Origin of the sequence: Micromonospora sp. B11E3 (assembly GCF_039871625.1) — a bacterium.
GTDB lineage: Bacteria > Actinomycetota > Actinomycetes > Mycobacteriales > Micromonosporaceae > Micromonospora.
In genome coordinates this window covers 1-16804 of record NZ_JBDPMC010000113.1, presented here as the reverse complement: position 1 = coordinate 16804, position 16804 = coordinate 1, and the positions used below count along the sequence as shown (strand labels likewise).

The following is a 16804-nucleotide window of genomic DNA, read 5'->3' as shown; positions in this document are numbered from 1 at the left end:
TTGGACTCAAGTCTTGTTGAGTCTGCGGGAGCGGGCTACCATCCGGGGAACCTTGGACCTGGATCCAAGTTTCTTCTGGAAGGGGGTTCCCAACGTGGTGGACAACGGTGCTTTCATGGAGTTTCGGCGCGGTTGGCGCGCCTTGACCGCTGCCACGATCGGGATCGGCGTCGGCATCGCCATCGTTCCCGCCTACACGAACGGGCTCGTGGTGGCCGCGCTTGGATCCGAGTTCGGCTGGAGCCGCGCTCAGCTGTCGTCGTTGCAGCTGCTTGCTTCCATCGTGCTGATCGTGACCGCCCCTGTCGTCGGCTTTCTCGTCGATCGCTGGGGCGTGCGGTGGCCGTCGGTCTTCGGCATGGGCGTGCTGGGTGTCAGCTATTTCGTGCTCTCGGCAAGCGGGCCGTCGTTCACGGTGTACTTCATCCTCTACGGACTGATGTACCTGTTGGGTTCCCCCTCGACGGCGGTGTCGTTCACGCGTGCGGTCAACGAACGGTTCGACCGGGCTCGTGGTATCGCGCTGGGGATCTCACTGAGCGGCGCAGGGCTGGTCGCCTTCCTCATTCCCGAACTGCTCGGCGCACTGCTCGCCGAGCACTGGCGGGTCGGATACCGGGTGATCGGGGTGGCTGTTCTCGTCTGCGCGCTCGTGGTCCTGGTGTTGATGCCTCGGACTCGCCCGCAGCCGCATTCCCCGCAGACTCTGTCGGCGAAGTCCGGCTCGAGCATCTTTCCTCTGCTGCGCCAGGCGCTCTTCGCACGCTTGGCGGTGGCCTTCCTGCTGTTGTCCATCGGAGTGGGCTGGATCGGCCTGTTCCTCGTCTCGCTACTGAGAGACGCCGGCGTCTCCGCCGCTGACGCCGCTCGCACCGCTGGTCTGATCGGGCTGGCCCTGATCGTGAGCCGAATAGCAGTCGGCCTGCTGGTGGACCGGTTCTTCGCGCCACGTGTCGGTGCCGCCGTCTTCGCTCTTGCGGCTGCGGGCCTGCTTGCTCTGCTGCTTGGCGGCCCCGCGTTCGGGTCTGCCGCCGCGATCGCCGCCGGGCTCGCCCTCGGCGCGGAGGTCGACCTCGCAGGCAACCTGACGTCGCGCTACTACCCGATCCGCCACTACAGCCGGATGTTCAGCGTATTCTATGCGGTGTTCATGGTCGGGGTCGGATCGAGCCCGCTGCTGATCACTGCGCTTCGCGACGCGACGGGCAGCTATCAACTCGCGCTTGTGATCTCCATTGGACTACTCATGATCGCGGCCGTGCTGCTGCTCACCGCACCACGCTTCCCCGTCGACGCCGAGTCGGCATCGACACAATTGCCGACTACGCAGCCGGTCGCCGCGCGAGCCTCGGATTCCTAGGTCTCAGAAGGAAAGGAATGCGTTGTGAGCACAACACAGTCGCGATCGGCCGTCGGGCTGGTCGGGCTCGGCCACATGGGCTCGGTGATGGCTCGCCATTTCCTGGCCTCCGGCCGGAAAGTCGTCGGCTGGGACCAGCGCCCCGACGCGGTCGAAGAGTTCGCTGCCGGTGGCGGCACGGCCGCGGATAAGCTGGCCGAGGTCGCATCCGCACGGGTCGTAATCAGCATCGTCTTCGACGACGACGGGACCCGCGAGGTCACCCTCGGCGCTGGCGGTCTTCTCGAAGCGCTTCCACCTGGCGGTATCCACGTCGTGATGGCGTCCGTGTCACCCGCGCTGGCCCGCGAGCTCGCCGCCGCCCACCAGGCTCGGGGGCAGCACCTGCTGGCGGCGTCGGTCTTCGGCAGGCCGGAGGCGGCGGAGGCGGCCGAACTGCTCATCAACTGTTCGGGCCCGGCCACCGCCTATGCCGAGGTCGAGGCTCTGCTGTCCGTGCTCGGGGCGCCACGTTGGATCGGGGGCGAGCCCGCACAGGCGATGCTGGTCAAGACCATTGGCAACAGCCTGATCCACACGACCGTCGAGATGCTGCGGGAGATGTTCCAGTTCCTGAAGGCCGGCGGCATCGACGAGCAGCTGGCCAAGGAACTGCTGATCGACACCCTGTTCCCCGGTCCGATCTACAGCGGTTACGCCCAGCGCTACATCGACGACCCGAGTTCCGCGGCGATGATCGACATGGCGCGCAAGGACCGTCGCAACTGCCTGGAGGCGGCCGAGAAGATGGGCGTCGACCTGCCCGTCATCCGTTTCCTCGGCGAGCACGACCTCCCGTGACCCCGCTCCCCACTAAAAGGAGGTTCCCGTGACCGGATCACCCAGTGGCGCTACCGGTGCCGCGGATCTCGTCCTACTCCGCAGGACCCGGGACGAGCTGGATGTCCTCAAGACGCTCTCGCGGCTGGCCCGTGCGCAGGACGACCGCGATCGCGAGGCCTACGTCAGTTGTTTCACCGACACCGTCCTGCTCACCCGGTCCGCCGTGCTGGAAGGCTGGCAGCCCAAGGAGATCCCGGCCGCGGAGCTCGCCGACCTCTACTTCGCCGAGCTGAAGAAGTACGACGCGGGACAGCACATGGTGTTCAACCACCTGATCGACGTCGACGGCGACGAGGCCACCTGCGAGGCCGACCTGCACGCCGTGGCGGTCCGGACCGAGGATGGACGCGCCCGGACGACGTTCCTCGCCGGACGCTATGACCTGAGGCTGCGCCGCGTCGACGGCCGCTGGCTCATCCACCAGCGGGCGGTGACCGTCCGGTTTCAGGGCGAGTACCCCGGACCGGCGGTGACGGCATGACCGATCTCCCTCCCTTCACCCGTGGCCTCCACGACCTCGGCGGCGGCTGCCACGCCTGGCTTGAGCCGCCCGGCGGATGGGGCTACGCCAACTCCGGTGTGGTCCTCGGCACGGATGAGGTGCTGGTCGTTGACACGCAGAACGACATGGCGCTGGGAACCGCGCTGCGCGCCGCGGTTGACGGCGTCGCCGGCCACAGGGCGGTGACGACCGTGGTCAACACCCACTCCGACGGCGACCACTGGAACGGCAACCTGCTGTACGAAGGCGCTCGCATCATCGCGTCAGAAGCGACGGTCGGCGAGATGAAGGCGATGTGGCTCGAGCCTGACCGCATGGCTGAACTGGCACGCGACGACACCGCATTCGGCCGGTTCATCGGCTGGCGGATCGCCACGTTCGACTTCATCGGCTGGCGTCCGGTCCTGCCGACGGAGTCGTTCTCCCGGAGCAAGCAACTGCTCATCGGCGGCCGGGTGGCCGAACTCGTCGAGGTCGGTCCCGCCCACACCCGCGGAGACACGATCGTGCACGTGCCCTCCGCCGGAGTGGTGTACGCCGGCGACGTGCTGTTCACCGAGTCCACGCCGATCGTCTGGGCCGGACCCGTCACCCGCTGCATCGCAGCGCTCGACCGCATCCTCGAATGCGACCCGCGTGTGGTGGTGCCCGGTCACGGGCCGGTCGTGCGGCCGGCGGACGTGATGATCGTGCGGAACTACTTCGATTTCCTCCTGGAGTTCGCGACCGGTGCGCACCGAGCCGGGAAGACGCCTGCCGAGGCCTACTCGGCGCTCGACCTGGGCCCCTACGCCCGATGGCCGCACGCCTCTCGGGCCTACCAGAACATCCTGGCGGTATACCGAGAGCTGGATCCGGAGTTCCCGGCTGTCCCGCCTCCGCAGGCCCTCGAGGTGGTGCTCGCCGATGACGACGGAGACTGGATCGGCGGCGCCGGATGCGGGCACACCCACGCGGCACCGCTGGCGGGCGCATGACCACGCCTGCCCGGGTCATCGACACCCACCTGCACGTCTGGCGGACCGACGCCCCGTGGATGTCCTGGCTCGGCGATCGGCCCTCGTGGTGGGAACCCGTGCGCAGAGACTTCTCCTTCGCCGAGTTGCGCGAGGAGCTGGACCAGGCCGGGGTGGCGGAGCTGATCCTCGTCCAGGCCGGCACCAATGTCCTGGAGACCCGGCAACTGCTCGCGCTCGCGGCCACCGAGCCGAGCGTCCGGGGGGTGGTCGGCTGGGCGACGCTCACGTCGCCTGCGGCCACCGCCCGCGACCTCGACTCCTTCACCGGCATCCCCGGGGCCGACCGGCTCGTGGGCATCCGGAACAACCACCACTGGCCGCCCGACGGTGACGTGCTCGCGGACCCGCGTGTGATCGACTCCTGCCGGGTCGTCTCCGATCGCGGGCTGCCTCTCGACCTGCATTTCAAGGACGACCGCGAACTTCCCCTCGCGGTCGCGATCGCCGAGCGGCTGCCCGAGCTCACCATCGTCATCGACCACCTCGGTAAGCCGCGACTCGGGGACCAGTCGGCCTTCACGACCTGGGCCGCCTCGATGCGCCGGCTCGCCGTCTTGCCGAACGTCTACGTCAAGTACTCGGGCTGGGCGACCTTCGTCCGCAGGACACTCGCGACGGACATCCAGCCCTATATCGACCTGGTCCTGGACGCGTTCGGCTCGCACCGAGTGATGTACGGCGGCAACTGGCCGGTCGCCCTCGTCGCCGGAAACTACCGGGACACCTACCGCGCCACCCTCGACGCCGTGGCCGGGCGACCGGACTCGGACATCGAAAACGTGCTGTACCGCACGGCCGCAGCCTGCTACCGGTTGCCGCAACCTAGCCCGGTGAGGAGCACAACGTGACAACCCCCAACGAGACGGCCGATACCGCCGTGACACCGTTCGTGCTTGCGCTGCCGGATGAACAACTGGACGACCTACGCGAGCGCCTGCGCCGCGCACGGCTGCCCGAACCGGAGACCGTCGCTGGCCGGCCTGGCGACAGCGGGTGGGCGCAAGGGATCCCCCTGGACTACGTCCGAGAACTCCGCCGGTCGTGGCTGGAGGACCACGACTGGCGCCGGCTGGAAGCGGAACTCAACGGACACGGTCAGTTCCGCACCGAGATCGGCGGCCTCAGCGTCCACTTCCTGCACGTTCGATCGCGTCGGGAAGACGCGCGTCCACTGCTGATCAGCCACGGCTGGCCGGGTTCGGTCGTCGAGGCCCTCGACGTCCTGCCCGGGCTCGTCGATCCGCCCGCCGGCGAACCCGCCTTCCACGTGGTTCTCCCGTCGCTGCCCGGATACGGTTTCTCCGGCAAGCCCACGTCCACGGGCTGGGGGCTCGAGCGGATCGCCGACGCGTGGGCGGAACTGATGACCAGGCTCGGATACCCCCGGTTCCTGGCGCAGGGTGGTGACTGGGGGGCGATGGTCACCATCACCCTGGCCCTGCGGCACCCGGACCGCGTCGCCATGATGCACACAACCGTCCCGCACGCCGTTCGCCCCGACGGATTCGACGACGACCGGCTGACCCCGATCGAGCGTCGCTGGCTGGACGAGGAGCAGCAGTTCCGCCGTACCGGAATGGGCTATGCCGCTATCCAGTCCACCCGCCCGCAGACGGTCGGGTACGGATTCGTGGACTCTCCGGTCGCCCTGCTCGCCTGGATCGTCGAGAAGTTCCACGATGCGGCCGACTGCGACGGGCACCCGGAGAACGCTGTCTCCCGCAGCAGGCTTCTCGACAACGTGGCAACGTACTGGTTCAGCGCAACGGGTGCCTCCTCGGCCCGCCTGTACTGGGAGAACGCCGGCGGCGCGACAATGAGCCAGCCAGGGCTGGACATGACCACCCCGGTCACCGTGCCCTGCGGGGTCTCGGTCTTCCCGAAGGAGCTGCGCAAGCTCCCCCGCGCATGGGTCGAGGCTCGCTACACCGACCTACGCCATTGGAATGTCCTCGACAAGGGCGGTCACTTCCCGATGCTCGAGGTGCCCAACGCCTTCGTCGCCGAACTCCGCGCCGCTTTCAGCCATGCCCCGAACTGAGCACAGCACAGCCGGGTCGGCGAACCGCGACGAGACATCCTTTCCGGGTTCGCTCTTGACCGCCCCGACACCTGTGCTACGAGATCTCGCTGCCCTGCTCCCGGCTGACATCGTCGAACTCGATCCGGACATCGTCGCGAGCCGGGCCCGCGATCTCTCACACTTCACCCCCGTGGGCGCACCGATGATGATGCTCGCGCCACGCACGACGGCCGAGGTCTCCGCCTGCCTCACCGTTGCGTACCGCCACGGCCTCGCCGTGGTACCCAGAGGCGCCGGCACCGGCCTGAGCGGAGGCGCGAACGCACCCGACGGTTCAGTGGTGGTCAGCCTGCACCGGATGAACAAGATCCTCGAAATCAACTCCATCGAGCGACTCGCCGTCGTCCAACCGGGGGTCGTGACAGGGCACCTCCGCGAGCGCGTCGCGGGATCCGGACTGTTCTACCCACCCGATCCGGGCAGCGTGGACTCGTGCACGATCGGCGGCAACGTGGCGACGAACGCCGGCGGAATGTGCTGCCTCAAGTACGGGGTCACCGGAGACTACGTGCTCGGTCTCGAGGTGGTCCTCGCCGACGGCCGCGTGACCCGGGTCGGCAGGCGCACCGTCAAAGGTGTCGCAGGGTATGACCTGACCCGGCTGTTCGTCGGATCGGAAGGGACTCTTGGCGTCATAACGGAGATCACGCTCAGGCTCCTGCCCCGAGCCCGGGTTCCGTCGACGCTTGTCGCACCCTTCGACACGCTGGAAGCGGCAGGGAACGCAGTCGTCGCATTGGGACACGCGGGACTCCGTCTGTCCATGCTGGAAATCATGGACAAAACAACGGTGCAGGCAGTCGAGGACCTTACCCGGATGGGCCTCACGGACATCGCCGCGCTACTGGTCATCCAGACCGACGAGCCGGACGCCGACGAGATCCTTGGTGAAGCTTCCACGATCTGCTCCAGCTGCGACGCGACCGAAACCTTCGTCAGCACTGATCCGGCCGAGGCCGACCTGTTGCTGGCCGCGCGACGGAACGCCTTCCCCGCGCTGGAGAGACTCGGCGATCCGATGCTCGACGACGTGGCCGTACCTCGCTCGTCCGTTGCTCCGCTCATCGCCGAGGTCCAGCGGATCGCCTCGGTTCACAAGCTCCGGATCGGAGTCTTCGGACACGCCGGCGAAGGCAACCTCCACCCGACGATCATTTACGACCGCGCCGACCCGGACAGCCGGGACGCGGCGGTCAGAGCCTTCGCAGACATCACGGCCGCAGCGCTGGCGCTCGGTGGGACGGTGACCGGTGAGCACGGCGTCGGCCGGTTGAAGACAGCGTGGCTCGCCCGCGAGAGTGACGCCGTCGCGCTGGCACTGCATCGGGCGGTGAAAGCCACCTTCGACCCGCACGGCACCATGAATCCCGGAAATGTCATCACGGCAGCATGACCGGGCAGGCGCATTAACCGGGAAGCGCCGGACGTTTGTCCTTCGAAGTCGCGACCTGGCCTGCCGTGGAATGCTTTGGGACGGCTCGCTTTCCGGGTTTTGACAGGAGACCGCGCCCTTCGTGGCTGCAATTGCAAACTCGCTCTTGACCGCGTGATCGAGCGAATCTAGAGTCACAGGTAGTTGGACTGAAGTGCAACTAAGAGGCGGCATGTTCCGCCTCGCGACCTGCCCGCGGGTGCGGCCCGAACGCGGTGGGCTGGCCGGAAAGCCAAGACCAGAGCAGAACTCGTGTTGATCGTTGCGCCAAGTGTCTGCTTCCGGCGTGCCGTGGTCCGGTCACGTAACCGTGGCGAGATCGGCCGAGCCACATGTAGCAGTGCCGACAAGTGCTTTGTCGGCGCAAACGAGACCTAGACGTGGAGGCCCACCATGACAGTCAACAACGACCACCTGTTCATCGGCGGCTGCTGGGTGAAACCCAGCAGTGACGACACTATCGCGGTCAGTTCGGCCAGCACCGGGGAAGCCTTGGGGTGCGTTCCCGAGGCCAAGGAACTCGATGTCGACCTCGCGGTAGCGGCCGCTCGCAAGGCATTCGACGATCCATCTGGCTGGGCCTCGTGGTCACCTGCTGACCGGGCAGCGGCAATGGAGAGCCTGGCCGTTCAGTTCGAAGCCCGTGGGAAGGAATTTGCACATCTCGTGAGTTCCCAGAACGGGATGCCAATCACTATCTCAGAGCAGATCGAATCTCAGTTCGCGGTGATCCTGACCCGATACTTCGCCGAATTGATTCGCAGTACTCCGCTGCAGGAGGAACGGCCGCATCTATTTGGCGGTACCAGCATCATCAAAAAGGAGCCGGCCGGCGTAGTCGCAGCCATCGCTCCATGGAATTTCCCGCAGTCGCTTGCGGCGTTCAAGTACGCTCCTGCTCTCGCGGCAGGGTGCACGATTGTGCTCAAACCGTCTCCGGAGACGGTTCTCGACTCCGTTCTGCTTTCCGAAGCGATCGAAGCATCGGACATCCCGCCTGGTGTGATAAACATCGTTCCCGCCGGGCGCGAGATTGGCCGGTACCTCGTTCAGCATCCTGGGATCGACAAGGTCTCCTTCACCGGTTCCACCGCTGCGGGGCGGCAGATCGCCGAGGTGTGCGGGCGGTTGCTGCGACCTGTGACCCTCGAGCTGGGTGGCAAGTCCGCGGCGATCATCCTCGACGACGCCGACCTGGACCTTGAGAGCATCGGCGAGAACCTGTTCGCCGCGACTCTGCTGAACAACGGTCAAACGTGTTATCTGTGTACGCGGATTCTTGCGCCCAGTTCTCGTTACGACGAGGTGGTCGACCTGTTCGAAGCATTCGTGTCCTCGCTCGCCGTGGGCGACGCCCTCGACCCGGGCACGCAGATCGGACCTGTGGTTAGCGAGCAGCATCGCGACCGGGTTGAGGGGTTCATCGCAAGCAGTCTCGGGGATGGCGCACGGCTCGTGGCCGGCGGCGGGCGGCCGGCCGGTAGGGATCGGGGTTGGTTCGTGGAGCCGACCATCCTCGCTGATGTGGACAACCGCTTCAAGGTTGCGCAGGAGGAGATCTTCGGTCCGGTTTTGTCCATAATTCGCTATGAGGACACGGACGATGCCGTACGTATCGCCAACGACTGCTCGTACGGGCTCGGCGGTACCGTCTGGACCACGGACCCCGACCGGGGCCGCAGTATCGCAGAACGCATGCGGACGGGCACGGTTGGTCTGAACCGGTATTTCCCCGACCCGGGATCTCCGTTCGGGGGTGTGAAGGCTAGCGGTATTGGTCGTGAGCTCGGTCCCGAAGGGTTGGGCGCCTACCAGACGCTCAAGACCATCTACGCCTGACTTGTCACTTCGGGCGTAGCGGCCTACGTGCTCGACCTCGACCCGGCGCTGCTGGGCGTTCCTCCGGCTTGTACCTCACCCTCCGACAGTTCTTGTTTTGCGCCGGTCGTCAAGCCCGTACCTCGCGATTTGTTCAGCGGGTTGATCGGTGACGGATTGTCGCGCGCCATTCGGGTCGGGGAGTGAGGCTCGGGCCGGCGGCCGTTGTCGTCGGTGCACGACGATCGCAGCGATGGGGACGGTGACCGTCCATGCGAGCAACGCGAGCCCAACGTCTTCCACACCCTCGGCCCCGGGCCCGCTGCCAGGTCCACGCCGGGACCGCTCCGATGATCAATACACGGCTGAGGAACGCTACGAGGTGAGATCGCTGGCCTGAAGTGGCGACGTGTCGCCCTCGACCGCTGGGTGCTTCGGCTGGCGCTGGCAGCGGCCGGGATGCGGGTCATCGTCCGGCGGGAACGCCCCCATCCCGGCGGCCAGCCGACGCTGTTCGAGGAACGCGACGGCTGCCGCTACACCGCTTTCGTCACCAACACGCAGGTGGGGCGCTGCAGTGGCTGAAGGCCCGCCACCGTGGCCCACGCCCGTCGCGCGAGTTCGCCATCAGCCAGGCCTGGTACGCCGCTGCCGCGATCGCGGTCGATCTGGTCGCGTGGCTCCAGCTCGGCGGCCTCGACGCGACCTGGCCAAGGCTGAGCCGAAGCCGCTGCGCTACCACATCCTGCACACCGCCGCCCGCCTCGTGCGCGGCCAACGCGGCCGCTGGCTGCGCATCCCCGTCACCTGGCCCTGGGTCGAACAGATCACCGCCGCGTTCAACCGGATCACGGCCATCCCGCCACCCGGCTGACCAGCTCAGCCGCTGTCCCAACGACCGGAGGACCCCCGGAGGCCACGCCTGCCCGCCGCGACAGACCGCCCGCCGCCTTGCCCGGAACCGAAACTAGTTCGATTAACAACGATCGGCCCTGCCGGGCCGGAAGGAGCCGGTGCCACGCGCGAATCATCGAGGCCAGGCTACTCCAAGTGATGCCGGCGGGTTCCGCAGCGAACTTGGCGCCATCGGTTCGTCCGGCGCGGACAGGACCGGCGGAGACTGGACGATCCCGGTGTTGCCGGTCATCCTACTGCGGTCAGCGGCCAGGTTCCGGGGCGGAGGTTCTCAATACGGAGCGGCCAAGAGCCGCGATTTCGGCTGTGAGGTTGCTGCGCCGCTGGAATCCACGTATTCGAACGAGATCGTTGACCAGTGCGAGCGTGGCGTGGACGAGGATTCTGGCTTGTGCCTCGTGGATTTCGGGCCTCGATTGGCGCAGCAGGCTGACCCATTCGTGGACGTAGGCTTTTTGGTAGTGATGGTAGGAGTCGCGGTGTTCGGCTGGGAGGTTGATGACTTCGGAGATGAGTACGGAGATGACGGAGGGGTTCTCCGCAGCGAAGGCGACATAACTGTCCAGTAGGCGGTCGAGGGCGTCCTGGGCGCTGTTGGCGACAGCGAGTGCGTGGTGGAGGGCAAGCCAGAGTGCTTCGTTGCCGCGGGTGAGGGCAGCGACCAGGATTTCGGTCTTGCTCGCGAAATGGTTGTAGATGCTCGGGCCCGCGATTCCGGTCGCAGTTCCGATATCGGTGAGGCCGACCGAAGGGTAGCCGTATTCGCCGAACAGGCGAATCGACGTGGCCAGGATGGCTTCGCGGCGGGATGCGGGGAGTTGTGGTGCGTTGCCGCGAACGGTGCGTCGCGAGGACGGTTCGGCGGCGAGGGCTGTTCGGACGTGCAATGTGGACGATGCGGCGCTTACCAGCAGGTTTTCGAAGTTCGGAGAGTCGAGCTCGGCATGGTGGCGGGACGGACTGGCCAGCACTGCATAGAGCGCGTGTGTGCGCAGCTGGGCGTCGTCGGATGGGATACCGAGTTCGGTGGCGACGAACCCCGCGGTGCCTGTGATGAAAGCCCGCAACCGCTCGCGCACCCTCCTGCGTTCGTTGTCGGGCAGGTGTGCGGCGTCTCGGTCCCAGAGCGCTCCGAACTCGCGCCGTTCCACTGCAATGCCCGCGAGTTTGCGGGTTGTGCCGACAAGATCCTCAGCGGTGGACGCTGCTTCCTCGAGCTGGACGAGCGTCTCGTCGAGGACGGCGACCAGGAGGTCTTGCTTGCCACGGAAGTGACGGTAGAGCGCGCTGGCGCCGATGCCGACGGCAGCAGCGATGTCGGCCATGGACGTCTGGTTGTAGCCGACGCTCCAGAACTGGCGGGCCGCGGCGGCCAGGATCTGCCGTCTGCGGTCACTCGGGCGTCGTCGCGCGGGGGTAACGTGGCCGGTTGGGAGCGTCACGGTGCCATTCTCCAGATCGACGAGGCCGGCGGCCGGTCAGTGGACCTGACGGTCGGTGCCCCAGTACTTCTTGCGGAGTTTACGTTTGAGGATCTTGCCCGCGCCGGACACGGGGAGCGCGTCGACGAACTCGACGCTGCGAGGCGCCTTGTAGCCGGCGATGAGGCTCTTGACGTGGGCGCGCAGATCCTTCACGGTAACCTCGTGGCCGGGGCTGAGGACGACGACGGCATGCACACGTTCGCCCCATTCATGGTCCGGTACGCCGATCACGGCGCAGGACTCGACAGCCGGATGGGCTGCCAGGGCGTTCTCCACCTCGGCGGAGTACACGTTCTCCCCGCCGGTGACGATCATGTCCTTGATCCGGTCTACGACGAACACATAGCCGGCCTCGTCCATGTAACCGCCGTCGCCGGTGTGCATCCAACCGTCGCGCAGGGCGGTGGCAGTCTCCTCGGGGCGGTTCCAGTACCCGAGCATCACGTGTCCGCCGCGGGCGACGATCTCGCCGACAGTGCCGCGAGGAACCTCGTTGTCGTCGACGTCGACGATGCGGACATCGCAGTGCGGTGCCGCCCGGCCCGCAGCGCGCAGCAACTCGCTCTTCTGGTGGTCGTCAGGAGAGAGCAGGGTGGCGACCGGGGACAGTTCGGTCATGCCGTAGGCCTGTGTGAACGAGGCGTTGCGGAAGGTCTTCATCGCACGTTCCAGCACGGACTGCGGAATGGGTGACGCGCCGTAGATGAGGCGGCGCAGGCTGCCGAGCTCGTACTCGCCGATCTCGGGATGATCGATGAGCATCTGGATCATCACCGGCACCAGCAGGATGTCGGTGACCTGGTGCTCGGCGATCGCGGTCATCGTGGCGACAGGGGTGAACGACGGGATGATCACATGGGTGCCGCCCGTGAGTATCGTGGCGTTCCAGGCCGCGAGGTCGGCGAGGTGGAACATCGGAGCGGCGTGCAGGTAGCGGCCTCCGATGGTCAGCCAGTGTCCGGTCGACATGACTCCGAATGCGGAGACGGCCAGATTGGTGTGAGAGAGCATAACTCCCTTGGGGTGGCCGGTGGTGCCGCCCGTGTAGAACAGCCCGGCCAGCTCATCCGCGCCCCGGCGGGCGTCGTCCACGGGGCCGGTGGCGGAGATCAGCTCCTCGTACGACAGCGCGCCCGCCGGTGTGGGGCCGTCACCGGCGTGGATCACGGTGGCCAGCTCCGGGCACTCCCGCCGCAGCTTGGGTAGCGTCGCGGCGAACGCGTCGTCGACCACCAGCACCCGGGTCCCGGAGTCACGGAGGGAATAGGCGATCTCTGCGGGGCTCCACCGGATGTTGACCGGGTTGAGCACCGCGTTCGCCCACGGCACCGCGAGCAGGTACTCGTGATAGCGATCGGAGTTCAGCGAGAGCATCGCGACCCGGTCACCGCCGTGTACGCCAAGCGTCCGCAGAACGCCGGCGAACCGGGCCACCCGATCGGCGAGCTCGCGGAACGTTCGCCGCCGCTCGCCGAAGATCACCGCCACCCCGTCGGGGTTCTGCTGGACGGCGCGGTGCAAACCCTGCGTGACGTACATGTGCACTCCATCTGTGAATCGCCAAGAGTGTGTTGCGGATTACAATGGCTCGGTATCGCCTGCAAGTCAAGCCCCTGGCGATACTAAGTGAATCGTCGATAGTCATCGGAGGCGGAATGGGTCAGAAGGTGATAGTCGCGGGTGTCGGCATGGTGCCGTTCGCGACGCCGAGCAGGAGCGCCACGTACGACGTGCTGGCCGAGGGGGCCATCAAGGCCGCCCTGGCTGATGCGGGCATCGACCTCGCGCGGGTGCAGCAGGCCTACGCAGGGTATGTGTATGGCGACTCGACCAGCGGCCAGAACGCGCTCTACCGGGTGGGAATGACCGGTCTGCCCGTGGTCAACGTGAACAACAACTGCTCCACCGGGTCCTCGGCGCTGTTCTTGGCCCGGCAGGCGGTCTCGTCCGGCGCGGCGGACTGCGTGCTCGCGTTCGGGTTCGAGCAGATGCAGCGCGGGGCCCTCAAGGAGCATTGGGACGACCGGCCGAGTGCGTTCGCGCGGCTGGACGCGGTGATCACCTCGACGCAGGCTGACGCTGCGAGCGCGCCGATGGCGCCGCGCTTCTTCGGCGCAGCCGGCGCGGCCTACTGCGACCGGTACGGAATGGACCCGGCGGTGTTCGCGCAGATCTCGGTGAAAGCCCGCAGGCACGCCGCCAACAACCCCTTCGCGGTGTTCACCGACCAGGTGACAGTTGAGGAGGTCCTCGCCTCACCGCCGATCTTCGGTCCGCTCACCCGCCTGCAGTGTTGCCCGCCCACCTGCGGCGCCGCCGCCGCGATCGTCACCAGCGAAGAGTTCGCACGCCGCCACGGGTTGCGAACCGACGTCGCGATCGCCGCACAGGCGATGACCACGGACACCCCCTCGAGCTTCGGCGGCGACTTGACGAAGTTGGTCGGTTACGACATGTCGAAGGCGGCAGCCTGGCAGGTGTACGAAGCAGCAGGCGTGTCCCCCGAGGACATCCGCGTCGTCGAACTGCACGATTGCTTCACCACCAACGAGGTGCTGTCCTACGAGGCGCTGGGACTGACTCCGGAGGGCACTGCGGAGAAGTTCATCGCTGACGGCGACAACACCTATGGCGGCCGTGTTGTCACCAACCCCTCGGGTGGGCTGCTGTCCAAGGGGCACCCGCTCGGCGCGACCGGGCTCGCGCAGTGCGCCGAACTGGTGTGGCAGTTGCGCGGCGACGCCGGGCCGCGCCAGGTCGAAGATGCTTCGCTCGCACTCCAGCACAACATCGGCCTCGGCGGCGCGGCGGTCGTGACCCTGTACGAGAAGGCGAGCTGACGATGGCCATCGATGTGAGACGGGCGAAAGCTCTGCGCCTGGAACCGATCACGGTGACGGTCGAGCGTGGCCGCCTGGCGTTCTTCGCCAAGGCCGTCGGTCAGACCGACCCCGTCTACGTCGACCCTGACGCGGCCAAGGCCGCCGGGTATCCGGACCTGCCAGTGCCACTGACATATTTCTTCAGTCTCGAACTGGAGTCACCCGACCCGTTCGGCTACCTCACCGCACTGGGCATCGACCTGCGGCACGTGCTTCACGGCGAACAGTCCTTCACCTATTACGCCCTGGTCCACGCCGGAGACACGGTGACCTTGCGGCCACGCATCGTCGATGTCGTCACGAAGAAGGGCGGGGCGCTGGAGTTCGTGATCAAGAGGACCGACATCATTCGTGACGGCATGCCGGTCGCCGAAGCGGTTGCGACTGTTGTCGTGCGGAACCCGGAGGCTCAGCCGTGACTCTGCCGCCCGACGTCCAGCCAGGAACTGAGTTGCCGAACCTGAGTCTCGAGCCCATCTCGCGCGCCACACTCGCGCTGTTCGCGGGCGCGTCCGGTGACCACAATCCGATTCACATCGACCTCGACGTCGCGCACGACGCCGGCCTTGACGATGTGTTCGCCCACGGCATGCTCTCGATGGCCTACCTGGGGCGTCTGCTTACCGCCTGGGTCCCCCAGGAGCGCATCCGCTCCTACCGGGTGCGCTTCGTCGCGATCACTCCGGTGCACGCCAGGCCCACTTGCATCGGCCGCGTCATCTCGGTCGATGACGGTCTGGCCACCATCGAACTCGCCGTCACCCTTGCCGACGGCACCACAACCCTCACCGGTGACGCGACCGTCGCCGTCGACTGACCTCGGGAAGGACCGGAACATATGGGAAAGCTCGACGGCAAGGTCGCCATCGTCACCGGCTCCGGCCGTGGCATCGGCGCCGAAATCGCCCGCAAACTCGCCGCCGACGGCGCCGCGGTCGTTGTCAACGACCTCGACGAACGCCCCGCCATGGAGACGGTGGGCGCAATCAAGGCCGTCGGCGGCGAGGCGATTGCGTGCACCGGCAGCGTCACCGAGGACGGCTTCGCGGAACGGTTCGTGCAGACCGCCGTCGACTCCTTCGGCGGCCTGGACATCATCGTCAACAACGCCGGCTACACCTGGGACGCCGTCATCCAGAAGATGACCGACGAACAGTGGGACGCCATCCTCGACGTGCATCTCAAGGCGCCGTTCCGCATCCTGCGCGCCGTGCAGCCGGTCATCAGCGGTTATGTCAAGCAAGCCAAGGAAAACGGCCAGCTGGTGCCGTGCCGCAAGATTGTCAACATCTCGTCCATCGCCGGGCTCGGTGGCAACGCCGGGCAAGTCAACTACGCCGCTGCCAAAGCCGGCGTCACCGGCCTGACCAAAGCGCTGGCCAAGGAGTGGGGCCGCTACAACGTCACCGTCAACACCGTCGCCTTCGGACTGATCAAGACTCGGCTCACCGAGGCCACCGCCGATACCGACAGCACCATCCACGTGCAGGGCAAGGAGGTCAAGGTCGGCGTCAACCCCGGTCTGCTCGCCGCGATGGAACAGATGATCCCACTCGGACGGAGCGGAACCCCCGCCGAAGCAGCCGGCGCGGTGTACCTGCTGTGCATCCCCGAGTCCGACTACGTCAGCGCCCAGACCCTGATCTGTGGGGGCGGATTCATGCTCTGAGCTTCTCGCTTGACCTCGGTCGCTGGTGGTTCTTCGTAGGCCTTTGTGGATGCCGGCGTGTCGTGCTCGACGTGAGGACGGCCACCGCTGATGATCTTCCGGTTCGTGGCAAGAACGCGAAGATCAAGGCGGTGGTCGTGGCCACGATTCTGGACCACCTCGGTGGACTGGTGCTACCTGGCACCCCGGTGACCGGGCCGGTGGCTGATCCGGCGATGGTGTTGGCCGACGTCCGTCGGGACCTCTAATTAGTGTCTGACCCGACGGGCTGACGCACTGTTCGAGCTGACCGACGCGGTCATGTGCACCGACGGGCCGGTGCACAGCCAATCGATCTCACGTTGACGGCGGAGTATCGTCGGGGTCACGGGGCTCTGTACGACGGGTTGAACGCGGGCGCAGGTTCGATATCGACCGGCTCCGCGCGAGGCTGGCCGCGTTGCCGCTGCCCCGGGCGGCGGGCAGGCGGATCGTCCTCGCTGTGGACGTATCGAACTGGCTGCGCCCGGACGCGCCGACCAGCCCGGACCGGTGGTTCTGCCACGTCTACGCCGGAGGCAAGGGGCAGGCTCAGCTGGTCCCGGGCTGACCGGACTCGTTCGTGGCCGCGCTGGAGACCGGCCGCACGTCGTGGACGCAGGGTCCTGGACGCATCGCCAACCTGCACAACATCGCCCTCGCAAGCTGAGCACAGACCCGGTGCACGGCAACGCCTTCGCCCGGTTACGAGACAGCCATTAAGCAAGACTTGAGTCCAG

At 66.8% G+C, this 16804-nt stretch carries 16 protein-coding genes and 2 pseudogenes; 16 read left to right on the top strand and 2 right to left on the bottom strand.

Annotated elements, in window-relative coordinates; translation table 11 throughout:
* The 10 genes and pseudogenes from ABGB16_RS31185 to ABGB16_RS31140 all read left to right on the top strand — a co-directional run.
* A partial coding sequence (locus ABGB16_RS31185) for an MFS transporter (RefSeq protein ID WP_347671660.1) occupies positions 1-1360 on the top strand: 1360 nt, incomplete at its 5' end.
* Between the two features lie 24 nt (positions 1361-1384).
* A complete protein-coding gene (locus ABGB16_RS31180; RefSeq protein WP_347671659.1) occupies positions 1385-2200 on the top strand; it encodes an NAD(P)-dependent oxidoreductase in 816 nt (271 codons plus the stop codon).
* A 28-nt stretch (positions 2201-2228) separates the two neighbouring features.
* Positions 2229-2723 (top strand): nuclear transport factor 2 family protein, encoded by a 495-nt coding sequence (locus ABGB16_RS31175; protein ID WP_347671658.1) that lies wholly within the window; start codon positions 2229-2231, stop codon positions 2721-2723.
* On the top strand, positions 2720-3721 hold the full coding sequence (locus ABGB16_RS31170) for an MBL fold metallo-hydrolase (protein WP_347671657.1): 1002 nt from the start codon (positions 2720-2722) through the stop codon (positions 3719-3721). Before ABGB16_RS31175 ends, ABGB16_RS31170 begins: the two co-directional genes overlap by 4 nt.
* Entirely contained in the window at positions 3718-4611 is an 894-nt protein-coding gene (locus ABGB16_RS31165; RefSeq protein ID WP_347671656.1) for an amidohydrolase family protein, read from the top strand. Before ABGB16_RS31170 ends, ABGB16_RS31165 begins: the two co-directional genes overlap by 4 nt.
* On the top strand, positions 4608-5804 hold the full coding sequence (locus ABGB16_RS31160; RefSeq protein ID WP_347671655.1) for an epoxide hydrolase family protein: 1197 nt from the start codon (positions 4608-4610) through the stop codon (positions 5802-5804). Before ABGB16_RS31165 ends, ABGB16_RS31160 begins: the two co-directional genes overlap by 4 nt.
* 55 nt (positions 5805-5859) lie before the next feature.
* Positions 5860-7239 carry an FAD-linked oxidase C-terminal domain-containing protein gene (locus tag ABGB16_RS31155; protein WP_347671654.1) on the top strand — a complete coding sequence of 460 codons (1380 nt, stop codon included), beginning with the start codon at positions 5860-5862 and terminating at the stop codon, positions 7237-7239.
* Positions 7240-7671: 432 nt separating this feature from the next.
* Positions 7672-9117, top strand: coding sequence for an aldehyde dehydrogenase (locus tag ABGB16_RS31150; RefSeq protein ID WP_347671653.1), 1446 nt, complete (start codon positions 7672-7674; stop codon positions 9115-9117).
* Positions 9118-9552: 435 nt separating this feature from the next.
* Positions 9553-9695: pseudogene (locus ABGB16_RS31145) on the top strand (IS1380 family transposase); the annotation flags it as partial.
* A gap of 77 nt (positions 9696-9772) precedes the next feature.
* Positions 9773-9970: a hypothetical protein gene (locus ABGB16_RS31140; RefSeq protein ID WP_347671661.1), complete on the top strand. Its 198-nt coding sequence runs from the start codon at positions 9773-9775 to the stop codon at positions 9968-9970.
* 283 nt (positions 9971-10253) lie between these two features.
* Here the strand turns inward: ABGB16_RS31140 and ABGB16_RS31135 are convergent, their stop codons facing one another.
* Complete coding sequence (locus tag ABGB16_RS31135; RefSeq protein ID WP_347671652.1) at positions 10254-11453, bottom strand: TetR/AcrR family transcriptional regulator; 1200 nt, start codon at positions 11451-11453, stop codon at positions 10254-10256.
* 36 nt (positions 11454-11489) lie between these two features.
* Complete coding sequence (locus ABGB16_RS31130; protein WP_347671651.1) at positions 11490-13034, bottom strand: long-chain fatty acid--CoA ligase; 1545 nt, start codon at positions 13032-13034, stop codon at positions 11490-11492.
* Between the two features lie 116 nt (positions 13035-13150).
* Between ABGB16_RS31130 and ABGB16_RS31125 the strand changes: the two genes are divergently transcribed.
* The 6 genes and pseudogenes from ABGB16_RS31125 to ABGB16_RS31100 form a co-directional block, all read left to right on the top strand.
* Positions 13151-14335 carry a lipid-transfer protein gene (locus tag ABGB16_RS31125; RefSeq protein WP_347671650.1) on the top strand — a complete coding sequence of 395 codons (1185 nt, stop codon included), beginning with the start codon at positions 13151-13153 and terminating at the stop codon, positions 14333-14335.
* Between the two features lie 2 nt (positions 14336-14337).
* Positions 14338-14796, top strand: coding sequence for a MaoC family dehydratase N-terminal domain-containing protein (locus tag ABGB16_RS31120; RefSeq protein ID WP_347671649.1), 459 nt, complete (start codon positions 14338-14340; stop codon positions 14794-14796).
* A complete protein-coding gene (locus tag ABGB16_RS31115; protein ID WP_347671648.1) occupies positions 14793-15194 on the top strand; it encodes a MaoC/PaaZ C-terminal domain-containing protein in 402 nt (133 codons plus the stop codon). Before ABGB16_RS31120 ends, ABGB16_RS31115 begins: the two co-directional genes overlap by 4 nt.
* Before the next feature lie 21 nt (positions 15195-15215).
* Positions 15216-16046, top strand: a complete 831-nt coding sequence (locus tag ABGB16_RS31110) for an SDR family oxidoreductase (protein ID WP_347671647.1) — start codon at positions 15216-15218, stop codon at positions 16044-16046.
* Positions 16047-16117: 71 nt separating this feature from the next.
* On the top strand, positions 16118-16294 hold the full coding sequence (locus ABGB16_RS31105; protein ID WP_347671646.1) for a hypothetical protein: 177 nt from the start codon (positions 16118-16120) through the stop codon (positions 16292-16294).
* Between the two features lie 4 nt (positions 16295-16298).
* Positions 16299-16632, top strand: a pseudogene (locus tag ABGB16_RS31100) (transposase); the annotation flags it as partial.
* Positions 16633-16804: the final 172 nt, after the last annotated feature.

Excerpts from the sequence above, each read along its gene's own strand:
- ABGB16_RS31170 (WP_347671657.1), top strand. The coding sequence starts at position 2,720 with ATGACCGATCTCCCTCCCTTCACCCGTGGCCTCCACGACCTCGGCGGC.
- ABGB16_RS31120 (WP_347671649.1), top strand. The coding sequence starts at position 14,338 with ATGGCCATCGATGTGAGACGGGCGAAAGCTCTGCGCCTGGAACCGATC.
- ABGB16_RS31130 (WP_347671651.1), bottom strand. The coding sequence starts at position 13,034 with ATGTACGTCACGCAGGGTTTGCACCGCGCCGTCCAGCAGAACCCCGAC.
- ABGB16_RS31165 (WP_347671656.1), top strand. The coding sequence starts at position 3,718 with ATGACCACGCCTGCCCGGGTCATCGACACCCACCTGCACGTCTGGCGG.
- ABGB16_RS31150 (WP_347671653.1), top strand. The coding sequence starts at position 7,672 with ATGACAGTCAACAACGACCACCTGTTCATCGGCGGCTGCTGGGTGAAA.
- ABGB16_RS31110 (WP_347671647.1), top strand. The coding sequence starts at position 15,216 with ATGGGAAAGCTCGACGGCAAGGTCGCCATCGTCACCGGCTCCGGCCGT.
- ABGB16_RS31125 (WP_347671650.1), top strand. The coding sequence starts at position 13,151 with ATGGGTCAGAAGGTGATAGTCGCGGGTGTCGGCATGGTGCCGTTCGCG.